This is a genomic window from Kribbella sp. NPDC048928 (assembly GCF_043197975.1).
Lineage (GTDB): Bacteria > Actinomycetota > Actinomycetes > Propionibacteriales > Kribbellaceae > Kribbella.
Map to the genome: position 1 here is coordinate 702,354 of NZ_JBICUC010000002.1, position 15,206 is coordinate 717,559.

Here is a 15,206-nt window from a genome sequence, read left to right on the forward strand (position 1 = left end):
CTTGTTCTGTTGGCTTTCAGCTGTTCAGGCGGACCGGCATCAGCACGTACCGGAATTCGCTGATCGGTTCGCCGTCGAAGTCCCTGACACCGGTCAGTTCGGCCGGCTTCGTCGCCTGCGTGAAGGCCAGGTGCGCGACCGGCGTACCGATCGCGCCAAGACCGTCGAGCAGGTACGTCGGGTTGAAGCCTACGGTCACCGGATCGCCGACGACCCGCGCCTCCAGTGACTCGGACGCCTGGGCCTCGTCGCCGCTGCCCGCGTCCAGCGTCACGGTGTCGTCGTCGAAGGTCAGCCGGACCGGTGCGTTCCGCTCCGCGACCAGGGCGACGCGCTTGACCGCCTCGACCAGGGTCGCGGTGTCGATCCGCACCCGGGTCGCGATCGCCGAATCGGTCGGGATGATGCCGCGAACCTTCGGGAACTCGCCGTCGAGGAGGCGGGTGGTGGCGCGCCGGTTGCCGCCGGACACCTGGCCCTCGAAGCCGACGATGCCGTCACCGGTGCCCGGAGCCGCCAGCGAGACGATCACGTCGGACCCGGTCATCGCCTTGGCGGTCTCGGACAGCACCCGGGCCGGCACCAGCGCGGCCGCCGACGCATCGGGGGACTGGGGGTTCCACTCCAGCTCGCGGATCGCCAGCCGGTAGCGGTCGGTGGCCAGCAGGGAGATCGTCGAGCCCTCGATCTCGACCCGGACGCCGGTGAGGACCGGCAGCGTGTCCTCGCGGCCGGCCGCCGTGACGACCTGCGAGACGGCCTGGGCGAAGACCTCGGCCTTCACCGTGCCGCTGGCCGCCGGAAGCTCCGGAAGGGCCGGATATTCCTCTGTGGGAAGCGTCTGGAGCGTGAAGCGCGAGCTGCCACAGGTGACCTGTGCCTTCGCGCCGTCCACGGCGACGTCCACGGGCTGGTTCGGGAGACTCTTGGAGATGTCGGCGACAAGCCGGCCGGAGATCAGGCACTTGCCGGCGTCCGCCACCTGCGCGGGCACCGTGACCCGGACCGAGGTCTCGTAGTCGAAACCGGACAGGGTGATCTGCCCGTCCTCGGCCTCGACCAGAAGGCCGGCGAGGATCGGAACGCTGGGACGACTGGGCAAGCTGCGCGCGGCCCAGGCCACCGACTCGGCCAGTACGTCGCGCTCGACGCGAAACTTCACCGCTGGGTGCCTCCTGTTTCGGCTGTGTGCCAGGCAGATCCTGCCACGGACAAGTGTGCTGTGCGCCCATCGGGCCGGACGAGGCGCTTCGGGCGGGTCGCGTCGGCGTCGTACCGCTGGTGGTTTCGGTGCTGCTCTCGGTGCTGCTCGTGGTGCTTGTGGGAACAGCCTGACAGGTCCGGCCAGCCGGCGCGAGATCGGGGTTTTCCCCAGGTTGGGCCGCTCGATCGTTTTGTGGCCTTCGAGCTCTCTATAGATTCCATAGTGTTCTTCGCACCGGTGGATACTGTGGAAAAGCGACGAGTTCGCAGGTCAGGCCACGAATTGCCATGTGGACGCCGTGTGGACGACGCCCGCTTCGGTTGAGGACAGCCGTGGACGAAGATTTCTGTCCCCACAGCCGATCCACAGCCAGAGCGGGGGTTTCCCACAGTTTTCCACAGCTGCGTCCCCAACCTGTGCGTCCTGATTACTGCTGTTTTGCCTGGTGTTTGATCCGGTTGGTCAGCTCGGTGACCTGGTTGAAAACGCTGCGCCGCTCGGACATCAGCTGCCGGATCTTGCGTTCGGCGTGCATCACGGTGGTGTGGTCGCGGCCGCCGAACTGCTGACCGATCTTCGGCAGCGACAGATCCGTCAGCTCGCGGCACAGATACATGGCGATCTGCCGAGCGGTCACCAGGACGCGGCTCCGGCTCGAACCGCACAGGTCGTCGATCGAGAGTCCGAAGTACGACGCGGTCTGGCCCATGATCATGCTCGCGGTCACCTCGGGCTTGCTGCCTTCGGGGATCAGGTCCTTCAGCACGATCTCGGCGAGGCTCAGGTCGACCGGCTGCCGGTTCAGGCTGGCGAACGCGGTGACGCGGATCAGCGCGCCCTCGAGCTCACGGATGTTGGTCTGCACCTTGGTCGCGATGAACTCCAGTACGTCCGGCGGCGCGGTCAGCCGTTCGGTGGCGGCCTTCTTGCGGAGGATCGCGATCCGCGTCTCGAGGTCGGGCGGCTGGATATCGGTGATCAGGCCCCACTCGAACCGGTTCCGCAGCCGGTCCTCCAGCGCCTCCAGGCGTTTCGGTGCGCGGTCGGAGCTGATCACGATCTGCTTGTTCGCGTTGTGCAGCGTGTTGAAGGTGTGGAAGAACTCTTCCTGGGTCTGGATCTTGCCCTCGAGGAACTGGATGTCGTCGATCAGGAGGACGTCGACATCGCGGTACCGGCGCTGGAACTGGGACGCCTTGTCGTCGCGGATGGCGTTGATGAAGTCGTTGGTGAACTCTTCGCTCGACACGTACCGGACCCGGGCGCCGGTGTAGAGGCTGCGGACGTAGTGGCCGATCGCGTGCAGCAGGTGGGTCTTGCCCAGACCGGAATCGCCGTAGATCAGCTGTGGGTTGTACGCCTTGCCGGGGGCCTCGGCGACGGCGACCGCGGCCGCGTGGGCGAAGCGGTTCGAGCTACCGATGACGAAGGTCTCGAAGGTGTACTTCGGGTTCAGACGCGCCTCGGCCTGCGCCTCGGTGGGCTGGCTGGAACCGTTCGGCGGCGGGGCTACTGAGCCGAGCGGCTGGCCGTAGTTCGACTGTTGTTGCTGCTGGTACTGCTGCGGTGCCGGCGGTGGGCTGAACTGCGGGACGTTGGCGGGGTCGGTCAGAGCTGACTGGATGGTCGGCTGGTACGCACCGTCGGTGTGCATCGGCTCGCGTACGGGCGGTGGCTGCTGGTGGGGCTGCTGCCCGTACTGCTGTTGTTGCTGGGGCTGTTGCTGTTGTGGGGCCTGGAGTTGCTGGTGCTGGGCCTGCTGGTTCTGGATCTGCTGGTTTTGGGGGGCCTGGTGCTGGGCCGGTTGCTGCTGGGCCTGCTGCTGGCCGAGCTCCGGGTCGAGCGAGGGGTCGACCGTGACGGCGATGCGGATGTCGCGACCGAAGCTCTCGGTGAGGATCCGCTCGAGGTCGGGACGGAGACGCGTCTCGAGCTGCCCGCGGGTGAAGTCGTCGGGGACCGCGACGATCGCCGTACTTTCATGCAGCGTGACCGGGCGCGAGTTCGTCAGCCAGGCGCGCTGGTTCGGCGGCAGGCCGGCCAGAACGCGCGCCCACGCCTCACCCAGATCCGTAGCCGCCGGCGCCTCCGCCCGCACCTGCTGCTGCCCCATCTGCTGCTGCGGCACCGACTGCTGTTGAGGTGCGTGCTGGTGCGGAGCGGCCTGCTGGGAAGCGTGCTGCTGAGGTGCGGCCTGCTGCGGTGCGTGCTGGTGCGACGCCGACTGCTGCTGGCCCGACTGCTGCTGCTGAGCGGGCTGGTGTTGTGGGGCTGACGGCTGTTGCTGAGCCGCCTGCTGAGGAGCGTGCTGTTGTGAGGCCGCCTGCTGCGGGCCGGACTGTTGTGGCGCCGCTTGTTGGGGGAGGTGCTGCTGCGGAGTCTGCTGGTGCGGCGCGGACTGTTGCGACTGCTGCGGATCCTGTTGGTGCGGTGCGGACTGCTGGGGTTGCTGCGGCTCCTGCTGGTGCGACGCCGACTGCTGAGGTTGCTGCGGTTGCTGCTGCCCGAGCTGCTGTTGCTGGTGCACCGGGGTCTGCTGCGGAGTGGACTGCTGCTGCCCGTCAGATTGCTGCTGGGTCTGGTACGGCGCCTGCTCGTGCTGCGGCTGCCGTCCGTCGGACAGTTGCGGCACCTGTGCTTGCGGCGAGGCCTGGTCCGGTGCGGACTGCTGCAGAATCGCCTGGAACCGGTGCGGCATCACCTGAGCCTGCTGCTGGGACTGCTGCTGAGCGGCGTCCGGCTGAGACTGCTGAGCGGCGAGCGGCTGGGACTGCTGAGGGGCGTGCGGCTGGGAGTGTGGCTGTGCGGCGAGCGGCTGGGACGGTTGCTGATCAGCTTGCGGCTGAGGAGCTTGTGGGTGAGCGGCTTGTGGCTGGGGCTGCTCGGCGGGCTGCTGCTCGGGTGCCTGCTCCTCAGACGGTCCGTCTGTCTGGGCGTCCTCGAGCGACAGCTGCTCGTGCGGCGGCTGCTCGAGGGGCAACTGTTCGGGCGGCAACTGTTCGGCAACGGGCTGCTTGGCGGTTCGGTCGTCCGGTGACCACTGGTTGGTGGCTGCGTTGTCCACACGTGCCTCGCCCTCATTCGGTACCGAGCCAGCTGCGTTGGCATTGCCGGTACCCCATTCCGCAGCACCCCAGGCATTGCCGGGATGGCGGTAGTTGCCGACGGCCGGGGCCGCACCGAAGTAGGTCGTACCAGCGGTGGGCATAGGTGGGCCGGCCGGAAGATCGGTGGCCGCCCGTTCGAGCTCGGAGCGATATTCGTACGGCGCCTGCGGTGGCGCGGGACGGTAGCCGAAGACCGACGGCTCGGGCATCGGAATCGGAAGCGAAGGACTCAGGTAGTCGCCCGGGTCCATCCGCGGCGTCTCGGTCCGGGGCGTCTCCGTCCGCGGCGCAGGCTCACTCCGCTGCGGCTCGGGACGGGGCGGAGCATCGGGGCGCGGCGGGGCATCAGCGCGGGGCAGAGGTTCTGGTGCCGGCGGGACCTCGGTGCGGAAGTTCGCCTCGGGTTCAGGGCGGATGTCCGCGTCGGGTTCGGGCCGCAGGTCCTGCCGCGGTTCGGCACCGTGGTCCGTCCGGTGCTCAGCTGGCGTGAATTCCACCGGTGTGAATTCCGCACTGGCGGAATGGTCCTCGACCACGCGTTGCTCCCCGAATCCATCGCTGCGGTGGCCGGCGCGTTCCGGATGATCCGGGCGGCGCGACCGTTCGACCCGACACCGTCCCGACTCGCTGTCCACACGGTTGTCCACAGTTGTGAACGACCGCCGGAGCAGGTTGGTTACCGATGGCGGGGTCTGTGACCTCTGGTGTGAGGGAGTGACGCTAACAAGTCTGGATAGCCACCTTCAAGCCGTCATCCACAGGCTATGAACAGGAAATTGGGGGCAACCTCCGGCGTGTCGGGTAGACGCCGGAGCGTAACCATGGTTGGCGATCGCTCTCTGTGGCAGCTCGGTCCGGACAGTGACGAGAACGGCGGCAACCAGTTACCCACTACTCTGTCCACAAGGCTGTGGAAAACTCTGGGGATACCCGGTTTGACCTGTCCACAGGCAGGCACGTACCGTGGATCGGTCGGTGTTGAGCCGGCCGTTTCGTGCTGCGCTCCCTGCGGGACCATCCCACTGGTTTTCCGGCGATGTGCAGGACTGCACCAAGGGACAGATCCGATCAGTGGATTTGTCGACAAATTCTGTGATCTCGAGTAACCGGAGTCATTCCAGTGAGCAAGCGGACGTTCCAGCCGAACAACCGTCGCCGGCACAAGAAGCACGGCTTCCGTCTTCGGATGCGTACCCGTGCGGGTCGCGCCATCATCGCCGCCCGCCGTGGCAAGGGTCGCCAGCGCCTCGCGGCCTGAGCGACCTCAGCGACGGTGACCACCTCGTGTTGCCCGCGTCGAACCGGTTGCGCCGGTCCGACGACTTCAGTCGCGCCGTCCGGTCCGGACGGCGCGCGGCGCGGCGCGCGGTGGTTCTCCATCAGCTGGCAGCGACCGGCGACACCGGTCCTGCGCGCGTCGGGTTCGTTGTGAACAAGGCGGTGGGCAACGCGGTTCTGCGGAACCGGGTCCACCGCCGCCTTCGTGCTGTCCTGGCCACGCGACTGCCCGACCTGCCGGCCGGGAGCCTGACCGTGGTTCGCGCACTGCCTTCGTCCGCGACGGCGTCGTACGACGACCTGGTCGCGGACGTCGACGGTGCGCTTCGGCGATTGCAGAAGTCATGATGCGGATCAATCCCGTGCGCAGCGGGATCATCGGCTTCCTGAAGCTGTACCGTCTGTTGATCAGCCCGCTGTACGGGCAGGTGTGCAGGTTCTACCCGAGTTGTTCGGCGTACGCCTTGGAAGCGGTCGAGCGCCACGGTGCGGTGCGCGGTAGCTGGCTGGCGATGAGGAGACTCATCCGCTGCCACCCGTGGAACCCCGGAGGCTACGACCCCGTTCCACCCAAAGATGTCGACCAGCGCGGAGAGTCAGTCTCCGCCAACCAGCCCGGACCGTCCGCCGACGCCGGGCCTGTGCAGCGAGGTGTGTGAGTGACTCTTCTGGCCATCCCCGGGCTCGCGGTGTGGGACGGGATCGTAGACCTGTTCAACACGGTCATGACGCCGCTGTACTGGGCCGTATCCGCACTGCTGGTCGGGTGGCACTGGCTGCTCGGCCAGGTCCTGGACCCGAACGGCGGCTGGGCCTGGGCGCTGTCGATCGCGGGTCTGACGATCGTGATCCGGACCATCCTGATCCCGCTGTTCGTCCGGCAGATCCGCTCCAGCCGGAACATGCAGCTCCTGCAGCCCAAGATGAAGGAGCTGCAGAAGAAGTACGGCCACGACCGGGAGAAGCTCGGTCAGGAAATGATGAAGCTGTACAAGGAGACCGGGACCAACCCGTTCTCCTCGTGCCTGCCGCTGCTGCTGCAGTCGCCGATCTTCCTGGCGCTGTTCCGGGTGCTCGACTACGCCGCCAAGGGCCAGTGGCACAGCGAGATCATGAAGCCGCACGTCAACTCGCTGCAGCACGCGAAGATCTTCGGTGCCGAGATCTCGCAGACCTTCCTGAAGGCGAGCGGCGACGGCGCCGGCAACGTCAAGGTTGTCGCGATCGTGCTGATCATCTTGATGACGGCGACCATGTTCACCACGCAGCTGCAGCTGATGCGGAAGAACATGCCGAAGGAGGCCCTCACCGGCCAGGCCGCTCAGATGCAGAAGGTCATGCTGTACGTCTTCCCGATCTTCTTCCTGATCGGTGGCTTCAACTTCCCGATCGGTGTGCTGATCTACTGGTTCATCTCGAACCTGTGGACGATGGGCCAGCAGTTCTACGTGATCCGCCGCAACCCGGCTCCGGGGACGCCGGCCTACGACTCGATGCAGGCCCGCAAGCGCGAGGCCAACCTGCGCCACGGGCGCCCGGCCGACGAGAACGTTCCGGGCACGGCCGGTGCCGCGACCGACACCGCCACCGGGTCGGACCGCCGCCCGGCGCAGCGGCAGCAGCCGAAGCGTCAGTCCCGTAGCGACCGGAAGACGGGCCCCGTCGGGACCGGCTCGGCCGCGTCGAGCGACGGGCAGACGACCGAGGACGCCGAGCCGATGCAGGACGCGCCGAAGCAGGATGCACCCAAGAAGAAGACTCAGGCCGGTGTTGCCAAGAAGCAGCCGGCCGGCAAGAAGGGGTCCGGAGGCAAGCGCCAGCCCGCGGCGAAGTCGGCCGCGCAGCGGAAGGCGGCGCAGAAGCGTTCCGGCGGCTCGCGCTGACGCCTGCGCGCGCGCCGTTCTCCCCTTTGATCGACCCGGGTCCCCGTGAGGCGGACCTCGACACTATGAAGCATTCGAAGGAGTGGCCGTGAGCGACGGCATTCAGAACACCGAGACGGCGGACGAGTCGGTCAGCCCGAAGAGTTCCGGCAGCGACCGGTTGAAGGCACTCGAGGCCGAGAGCGACATCGCGGCCGACTACCTCGAGGAGTTGCTCGACATCGCCGATCTCGACGGCGACATCGACATGGACATCGACGGTGACCGGGCCGCGGTCTCGATCGTCGGCGCCGAACTGAACAACCTCGTCGGCGAGAACGGCAAGGTCCTGGAGGCGCTCCAGGAGCTGACCCGCCTGGCCGTGTACCGGGAGACCGGTGAGCGGTCGCGGCTGATGCTCGACGTCTCGAACTACCGCGCCAACCGGAAGGCCGAGCTCGAAGAGGTCGGCCGGAAGGCTGTGGAGGAGGCCAAGGCCACCGGTACGCCGGTGCGGCTCGACGCGATGACGCCGTTCGAGCGGAAGGTCGTCCACGATGTCGTGGCGGCCGCCGGCCTGACGTCGGAGTCGGAGGGCGAGGAGCCCCGCCGCCGCGTGGTGATCCAGCCATGATGGTCGCACTGCAGTGACCGAATTCGTTTCACGTGAAACACCGCCGCTCGTGGACAAGTTGTTCCCACGGGCGGCGGTCCGGCTTTCGGCGTACGCGGAACTGCTCGCGACCGAGGGCACGCTCCGGGGTCTGATCGGACCGCGGGAGGTCCCGCGGCTGTGGGACCGGCACCTGCTGAACTGTGCGGTCGTCGAGCGCCTGATTCCGGACGAGTCGTCGGTCGCCGACATCGGCACCGGTGCGGGGCTGCCCGGCATCGTCCTCGCGATCGTTCGGCCCGATCTCCACGTCGACCTGGTCGATCCGTTGCTCCGCCGGACGACCTTCCTCGAGGAGGCGGTGGAGTCGCTCGAGCTGGACAACGCCACGGTCGTACGATCCCGCGCGGAGGATCTGCCGCCGGCGTCGTACGACGTGGTGACGTCTCGAGCGGTCGCTCCGCTGGGCAAGTTGGCGCGCTGGTGCCTGCCGCTCTGTGTCGAAGGCGGTCTGATGCTGGCCATGAAAGGGTCGTCCGCAGAGGAGGAATTGGACGGCTCAGAGCGCGAACTGATGAAGCTTGGTGCAGAGGTTTGTCATATTCACCAACTCGGCGGCGATGAACTGGCCCTCCCCACGACTGTCGTGAGTATTGTGGCCGGACGTGCTGCAGGGGGATCCCGGCACGGAAGACACGGGAGGTGAGCGGGTTGGTGAGTCGTGCCCTCGGATGGCCTGAGAAGAGCACCGGCGAACCGAGGTCATCGCAGGGCATCGGCTGGCCGACCGAGGCGGACTCCACCGTCCGCGTGGTCACTCAGGACCCGTCGCCCGATCTCGCCCCGGCCCCCGCACCTCCGGTCGCGACTGCGTCCCCGGCCGCGACAACTCGGCCGGCCGTCAGTGTTCCGCCGATCGACACTTCGGGTCTGCAGGCCGCCGCCGCGGCCGGCCTAGACGTACAAACTGCTGCTGAGTCCGGCTCCGTTTCACGTGAAACGCCGGACATGCGGGATGATGGTTCCGGGCCCGATTCGGCGTCCTTGACGGACATCGAGCCGGACCTGTCGGAGTCTCCACCGCCTGTGGATGACGACCGGTCGAAACCGCCCCCGCACACGGGAATCCATCCACAGAAGCCTGTGGATGGAGCTGGGGGCAGACCCGCCCCGACCCCTACAGACATCCTCTTCGGGCCAAGTCCCGCACCTATTGGAATGGGCGCTATGACTGCCGCACAGATCGCCGCGCGGGCCACGTCGGACGAGCTTCAGCGACGACTCCTCGAGACTCCGATCGCCGCCGCGACCGAACGGACCCTGCTGGTGAATGAAGGACGCACGATGGGCCGTGAGTTCCCGCTCCCCGCCGAGACCCGGGTGTTCGTCGTCGCGAACCAGAAGGGTGGCGTCGGCAAGACCACCACGACGGTGAACGTCGCAGCCGGCCTCGCGCTGTACGGCGCGAAGATCCTCGTCATCGATCTGGACCCGCAGGGCAACGCCTCGACGGCCCTCGGGATCGACCACGCCGAAGGTACGCCGGGGGTGTACGAGGCGGTCATCGAAGGCGAGCCGCTGAGCAAGCTGATTCAGCCGTGCGCCGAGCACCCTGGAATCCAGGTCATCCCGGCCACGATCGACCTGGCCGGCGCCGAGATCGAGCTCGTCAGCCTGGTGGCCCGTGAGAGCCGGTTGAAGAGCGTCCTGGAGGCGTACCTCGCCGAGACCGAAAGCGCCGGCGAGAAGTACGACTACGTGTTCATCGACTGCCCGCCGTCCCTCGGCCTGCTGACGGTGAACGCGCTGACTGCCGCGCGCGAGGTGCTCGTCCCGATCCAGAGCGAGTACTACGCGCTCGAGGGGCTCTCGCAGTTGCTCCGCCACATCGACATGGTGAAGTCGCACCTGAATCCCGGGCTCGACGTCTCCACGATCCTGCTGACGATGTACGACGCCCGTACCAAGCTCGCCGGCGAGGTCGCGGCCGAGGTACGGGGGCACTTCAAGGACGCCGTACTGCGCACCGCCGTTCCGCGGTCCGTCCGCATCTCGGAGGCGCCGAGCCACGGGCAGACCGTGCTCGCGTACGATCCGGCTTCGGCGGGCGCGCTGTCGTACCTGGAAGCGTCCCGCGAGATCGCGCTGCGGAACAACCCCTGAAGCTCCGCGGTGTGACAGGCGAGCGTTCCACGTGAAACGGTGGCGTTGTGTGGCACCGTTTCACGTGGAACGGAGCGCGGGGGCCGAGGTGAGTGTGACGGCATCCGGCAGGCGTTGTGGTAGGTCAGCACTGGCTCAGCAGGATGTCGAACTCGAGGGAGCGCGATGAATACCCGACTCGGACGCGGACTTGGTGCGCTGATTCCCAGCTCGCCGGCGCCTGGCACCACAACCCTCGGCAGCAAGTCGAACTCGATCCCGGGCGCGCCTCCGGTTCAGCAGCCGGCCACGGCAGGGGGACCGGAGCTGGCCGTGGTCCCGGGTGCCTCGTTCGCCGAGATCGACGTCGAGAAGATCACCCCGAACCCGAAGCAGCCGCGAACGGTCTTCGATGAAGACGCGATGGATGAGCTCGTCCACTCGGTCAAGGAGATCGGCCTGCTGCAGCCGATCGTCGTCCGGCGGCTCGAGGACGACCGGTTCGAGCTCGTCATGGGTGAGCGCCGGTGGCGCGCCACGCAGGCGGCCGGCCTGGCGACGATCCCGGCGATCGTTCGCGAGACGTCGGACGACGACATGCTCCGCGACGCCCTGCTGGAGAACCTGCACCGCAGCCAGCTGAACCCGCTGGAAGAGGCGGCGGCGTATCAGCAGATGCTCGACGACTTCGGCTGTACGCAGGAGGTTCTCGCGACCCGGATCGGGCGGTCGCGTCCGCAGATCTCCAACACGCTGCGGCTGCTCAAGCTGCCGGCCTCCGTGCAGCGTCGCGTCGCGGCCGGGGTGCTGTCTGCCGGGCATGCACGCGCGCTGCTCGGGCTTCCCAGTGGAGACGCCATCGAGCGCCTTGCACAGCGGATCGTGGCCGAGGGGCTCTCGGTGCGTACGGTCGAAGAGATCGTTGCCCTGGGCGACATGAACGACGACGATGCGGTCGCTCCGCGGCGCCGCAACAAGCCTGTCGCCCCGCGTCTGGTCGACCTGGCTGATCGGCTGTCCGACCGTTTCGAGACCCGGGTCAAGGTCGACCTCGGAAAGAACAAGGGCAAGATCACCGTTGAGTTCGCGACTCTGGACGACCTCGAGCGCATCGTCGGGCTGATGGACCCGAACAAGGTGACCGGGCCCTGACCCGTACTGCCGTCTCTCCACCAGCGCCCGCCGAATTGTCGGCGGGCGCTGGCATTTCTGATACCTGCCGTTGAGCGAGCCAGAGGACCGACGACGCAGAGCCAATCAGCATCCTCGAGCTATCCGCCGACCAGTACGCCTGCAGCGCGAGCGTCCAGGTCAACGGAACCTTCGTCAGCGAGACCCGCCACCAACCTCGGCACGAAGGACATCGCCAACTCCCCGGCCGAGCTCGCCGCGACGATGCCGTCGCGCTCTGGTCCCGTTCACCCAACGCCCCCGCGCCCGACGATCGAGCCCCCGCCCGACGCACCAGCGCGTCGAGTCGTGGAAATCGGTTCGGGAAACGGCGCTTTCGGCGACCAAGATCCACGACTCACGTGCCGGGGGCTGAACCATCCGCCACGACTCGGCGAACGACGGGCCGGCAGGTGGAGCGGGCGGTGGAGGTCGGGCGGGCGAGGGAGGTCGGGCGGGCGAAGGAGGTCGGGCGGGGGAAGGAGGTGGAGGTGGAGCGGGCGAGGGAGGTGGAGGGGGAGAAGGAGGGGGAGGGAGGGCGCGGGGCCCAGGACAGCACCCTGACGGCCGTCGCTGCCGCACAGATGGCTGACCGTGCGCATCCGCGCCTTTGCGGCGTCCCCCGGGGGATTTCGTACCGCCTGCCCGCTGCCCGCTGCCCGCCGCCGCCCGCCGCCGCCCGTCGCCCGCGGTCCATCATCCGCCCGCCGCCACCCGCCGTGACCCGCCCGCCATCCGTGACCCGGCCGCCGTCCTTCTCCGTCTACCGTCCTTCTCCGTCTACCGGCCTCCACCGGTGCGCGGTGAATGTCGGTGGGGGGTGGTAGTTCTGGTGGGTGGTGTTGAGGGAGGCGGAGGGGGTCTACGGTGCAGAAGCGACCGCGCGTGGTGGTCAGTGTGGGAGCCAGCGTCGACGGGAAGGTCGCGCTTACCCGCAACGCGCTCCTCATGCACCAGCCGAGCTCGGAGCTCTGGGGATCGATGACGCCACCGGCCCCGGACTCGGTCGCGATCGACGCCCTCGAGTTGGTCAGCCGACAGTACGGGTGCAACGCGGTCCTCGAGGGCAGTGGAAGCTTCGTGAGCGAGAGCGAGATCCCGGACAAGTTGCCCGCGTACGACGGTGATGCGCCGGTGCTCTACACGCACTTCCTTCCCGAGGACATCACCAATCAGCCATCGCCACCGCACTATTGGCTGACCGTGGTCGACAGCCGCGGTCGGGTGCGCTGGACGGAGAAGCATGCTGACTGGGACGTGCTGGTGCTAGTGGCGCGTTCTACGCCGGCCGACTATCTCGCGTACCTCCGTCGTGAACGGGTCTGCTATCTGGTGGTCGGCGAGGAACGCGTGGACCTGACGCGAGCGCTGGTCGCTCTGGGCACCGAGCTTGGGGTGAGCTGCGTTCTGTCGACGGCGGGTGGTGGACTGAACGGTGCGCTGCTGCGGGCCGGCCTGGTCGACGAACTGCATCTGACCTTGGCGCCGGCGCTGGTTGGCGGACTCGGCACACCGTCGATCATGGACGGACGGCCGCTCGCCGTGGGCGAGGCTCCGACCGGACTGCAATTGCTGTCGGTGCAGTCGGATGCGGGCGGATCCGTCCGGCTTCACTACGCCCTACCCGAGAGTCAGCCTGACGGGCAACTCTGACACGCCCGAAGACGCCGCGAATCCTGCGCCAGGAGCTCCAGAATCACAGAGATGTAAGTTCGCCGCGGCGGCTTAGGATGGCGCTCTCGGAGATACTTCGTGGTCCTAACTACGACACTATCTCGGCATGGGGATTTGTCGACAAAGTTATCTGTCGGCTTCTCGCAATGTTTCATGTGAAACATTGCGAGTCGCCTGGATCAGGTACGTCGCTGGGAGTTGCGCGGCGGTCGAACCCAGGCCTTCGTACATCTCGGCCTCGGCGGACTCCTGGAACCTGGTGAGCGTCAGGCCGGCGGCGAGCAGTGCCGTGATGACATCACTCGGCGGCCAGATGAAAGCAGCGAACGTGGGGGCGTCCGGATTGTCGCGAGCACCCACAGGTCGCTTGGCATTGTCGACGGTGGCGAGCGGTGTGCTGCGAGCGAAGTAGTCCGAGCTGACCGACAGGTGGTTCGGACCCTGGACGGAGAGGATCTCCCAGACCGGGTGATGGTCAGCGATCAGGATCGAGCCGCCCGGCGCAAGGCGCGTCGCGATCGAGCCGGCGAAAGCGGTCAGGTCGGGGACCCAGCAGATCGCGCCCCAGCTCAGGTAGATCAGGTCGAAGTCGGTCAGCGACTCCGGCAGTGCAGTCATATCGGCGCGAATGAACTCAGCCGGGATTCCGGTCGCAGTGGACTTCGCGACAGCCAGTTCGAGCGCGACCTCGGAGATGTCGACACCGGTCACTGCCGCGCCGAGCTGTGCCCAGGACAAGACTTCGTCCCCGCAGGAGCAGGCGAGTTGGAGGACCCGGCGGCCACTCACATCACCCGCCGCGGCGAGCTCCTCCGGGGAGAGAGTGGTGCCGCCGGCAACGAAGTACGACGCGGGCTCGCCGGGGCGAGCATGATGAATCTGGTTCCAGCTGGCACGGTTCGCCTCGGTGACGGAGTTGGGCATGCGCCAGACGCTAAGGGCGCACACCCTCGCCGTACAACGGGATTAGCGGCCGAGGAGTTCGTGTGACGTCTTGCGCTCGGCGTAGAACGACAGGAACGGGATCGTGCCGGCCAGCGCCATCAGGACGAGTCGCGGGAACGACCAACGAACGCGGCGGAACAGGTCGAAGGTCAGCAGCAGATACACGACGTACAGGAAGCCGTGCAGCGGGCCGATGACGTTCATCGCGCCGGGGTTGTCGCCGAAGTACTTCAGCGGCATCGCGAGGAACACCAGCAGGAGCAGCATTACGCCGACGACGTACGCGATCACGCGGTACCGGGTCAGCGCGCCGCGGACAGCCGGGGTGAGTGGTTGCGCACCGGCGGAGGTGGCAGGGTCGGCAGAGGAAGTCACGCTGAAACGGTACCGCTTGGCTCCATCCGCTCCCCGCCCTGGTCGGCATCGTCCGCGTCCGCTGCGGAGTCGGCGTCCTCGGACCGGTGTGCGTCGAGGACCATCCGGCCCCACATCCAGAGCGTGAAGGCGGCGAAGATCCACCATTGGAAGGCGTACGCGACGTTGCGCAGGCCGGCGTGATCCGTCGGTGGGGGAGGCGGCACGACAGCCTCCGGGGCAGGCGACTGTACGATGCCGGCGGACACCGCGGTCTGTACGACGAACGCGTCGTACACCCGGTACTTGACCAGGTGCACGATGGTCGGGATCCGCAGCGACGACAGCACTCGTCCCTTCGCCGCATCGTCCGACGAGTCCTCGGCCTCGGATGCAACGACAACGCCACGCAACGACACCGGCCCAGCCGGAGCCTTGGCAGCAGGAGTGGACGTCGACGGAACCCATCCACGAACGACCATCACGGCGTCGGAGGAAGAGGACGACGAGGAAACTTGCAGCGGCGACACGACCCAGAACCCGTCGCGCCCGTCCTGCTGACGACCGGAGATGAACACCTGGTCCGCAACCGGACCCCAAGTCCCGTCGATCGTCACCTGCCGGCCGACCGCCTTCGCCGGCAGTCCTTCGTCGACTGAGAACAGCGACTGCAACGCAACCGGCGCAGCGGCCGCTCGCTCGGCGGTGGCCTCAGCGGTCTTCGACTTGTAGACGCCGAGCTGCCAGACGCCCATCAGGGTCATCACTCCGGCAATCGCCAGCGCGAGTACGAGCAGCCCGATCCACCGCGGCGCGATCGCAGTACGCCAGAGGGGCTGGGGCGCAGGGTCGGACAT

The 15,206-nt window shown here is 67.5% G+C and carries 14 protein-coding genes and 1 pseudogene; 10 read left to right on the forward strand and 5 right to left on the reverse strand.

Going from position 1 to position 15,206, the window contains the following annotated elements; all coding sequences use genetic code 11:
- Nucleotides 1-16: 16 nt before the first annotated feature.
- Nucleotides 17-1,162 carry a DNA polymerase III subunit beta gene (gene dnaN, locus ACGFI6_RS10285; protein ID WP_393116972.1) on the reverse strand — a complete coding sequence of 382 codons (1,146 nt, stop codon included), beginning with the start codon at nt 1,160-1,162 and terminating at the stop codon, nt 17-19.
- 469 nt (nt 1,163-1,631) lie between these two features.
- Nucleotides 1,632-3,317, reverse strand: a complete 1,686-nt coding sequence (dnaA, locus tag ACGFI6_RS10290) for a chromosomal replication initiator protein DnaA (protein WP_393118104.1) — start codon at nt 3,315-3,317, stop codon at nt 1,632-1,634.
- Between the two features lie 576 nt (nt 3,318-3,893).
- Between dnaA and ACGFI6_RS10295 the strand changes: the two genes are divergently transcribed.
- From ACGFI6_RS10295 to ACGFI6_RS10340, 10 genes and pseudogenes are all read left to right on the forward strand, one after another.
- The gene (locus tag ACGFI6_RS10295) at nt 3,894-4,241 is read left to right on the forward strand and encodes a hypothetical protein (RefSeq protein WP_393116974.1); all 348 of its coding nucleotides are present in this window, start codon (nt 3,894-3,896) and stop codon (nt 4,239-4,241) included.
- Nucleotides 4,242-5,431: 1,190 nt separating this feature from the next.
- Nucleotides 5,432-5,569: a 50S ribosomal protein L34 gene (gene rpmH / locus ACGFI6_RS10300; RefSeq protein WP_130386492.1), complete on the forward strand. Its 138-nt coding sequence runs from the start codon at nt 5,432-5,434 to the stop codon at nt 5,567-5,569.
- 26 nt (nt 5,570-5,595) lie between these two features.
- Nucleotides 5,596-5,937: a ribonuclease P protein component gene (gene rnpA / locus ACGFI6_RS10305; protein ID WP_393116977.1), complete on the forward strand. Its 342-nt coding sequence runs from the start codon at nt 5,596-5,598 to the stop codon at nt 5,935-5,937.
- Nucleotides 5,937-6,248 (forward strand): membrane protein insertion efficiency factor YidD, encoded by a 312-nt coding sequence (gene yidD / locus ACGFI6_RS10310; protein WP_393118106.1) that lies wholly within the window; start codon nt 5,937-5,939, stop codon nt 6,246-6,248. Before rnpA ends, yidD begins: the two co-directional genes overlap by 1 nt.
- Before the next feature lie 66 nt (nt 6,249-6,314).
- Nucleotides 6,315-7,241: pseudogene (gene yidC, locus ACGFI6_RS10315) on the forward strand (membrane protein insertase YidC); the annotation flags it as partial.
- A 331-nt stretch (nt 7,242-7,572) separates the two neighbouring features.
- Entirely contained in the window at nt 7,573-8,085 is a 513-nt protein-coding gene (locus ACGFI6_RS10320) for a protein jag (RefSeq protein WP_393118107.1), read from the forward strand.
- 49 nt (nt 8,086-8,134) lie between these two features.
- Nucleotides 8,135-8,770 (forward strand): 16S rRNA (guanine(527)-N(7))-methyltransferase RsmG, encoded by a 636-nt coding sequence (gene rsmG / locus ACGFI6_RS10325; RefSeq protein ID WP_393116978.1) that lies wholly within the window; start codon nt 8,135-8,137, stop codon nt 8,768-8,770.
- Between the two features lie 521 nt (nt 8,771-9,291).
- Nucleotides 9,292-10,227 (forward strand): AAA family ATPase, encoded by a 936-nt coding sequence (locus tag ACGFI6_RS10330; RefSeq protein WP_393116980.1) that lies wholly within the window; start codon nt 9,292-9,294, stop codon nt 10,225-10,227.
- 165 nt (nt 10,228-10,392) lie between these two features.
- Nucleotides 10,393-11,358, forward strand: a complete 966-nt coding sequence (locus tag ACGFI6_RS10335; protein ID WP_393116982.1) for a ParB/RepB/Spo0J family partition protein — start codon at nt 10,393-10,395, stop codon at nt 11,356-11,358.
- 885 nt (nt 11,359-12,243) lie between these two features.
- Complete coding sequence (locus ACGFI6_RS10340; protein WP_393116984.1) at nt 12,244-13,029, forward strand: RibD family protein; 786 nt, start codon at nt 12,244-12,246, stop codon at nt 13,027-13,029.
- 147 nt (nt 13,030-13,176) lie between these two features.
- On the opposite strand, the gene ACGFI6_RS10345 is transcribed toward ACGFI6_RS10340, so the two are convergent.
- Genes ACGFI6_RS10345 through ACGFI6_RS10355 form a run of 3 tightly spaced genes read right to left on the reverse strand, consistent with a single transcriptional unit; the run spans nt 13,177 to nt 15,206 of the window.
- Complete coding sequence (locus tag ACGFI6_RS10345; RefSeq protein ID WP_393116985.1) at nt 13,177-13,974, reverse strand: class I SAM-dependent methyltransferase; 798 nt, start codon at nt 13,972-13,974, stop codon at nt 13,177-13,179.
- A gap of 42 nt (nt 13,975-14,016) precedes the next feature.
- Nucleotides 14,017-14,370, reverse strand: coding sequence for a DUF3817 domain-containing protein (locus ACGFI6_RS10350; protein ID WP_393116987.1), 354 nt, complete (start codon nt 14,368-14,370; stop codon nt 14,017-14,019).
- Entirely contained in the window at nt 14,367-15,206 is an 840-nt protein-coding gene (locus ACGFI6_RS10355) for an SURF1 family protein (RefSeq protein ID WP_393116988.1), read from the reverse strand. The genes ACGFI6_RS10350 and ACGFI6_RS10355 overlap by 4 nt, the downstream gene beginning before the upstream one ends.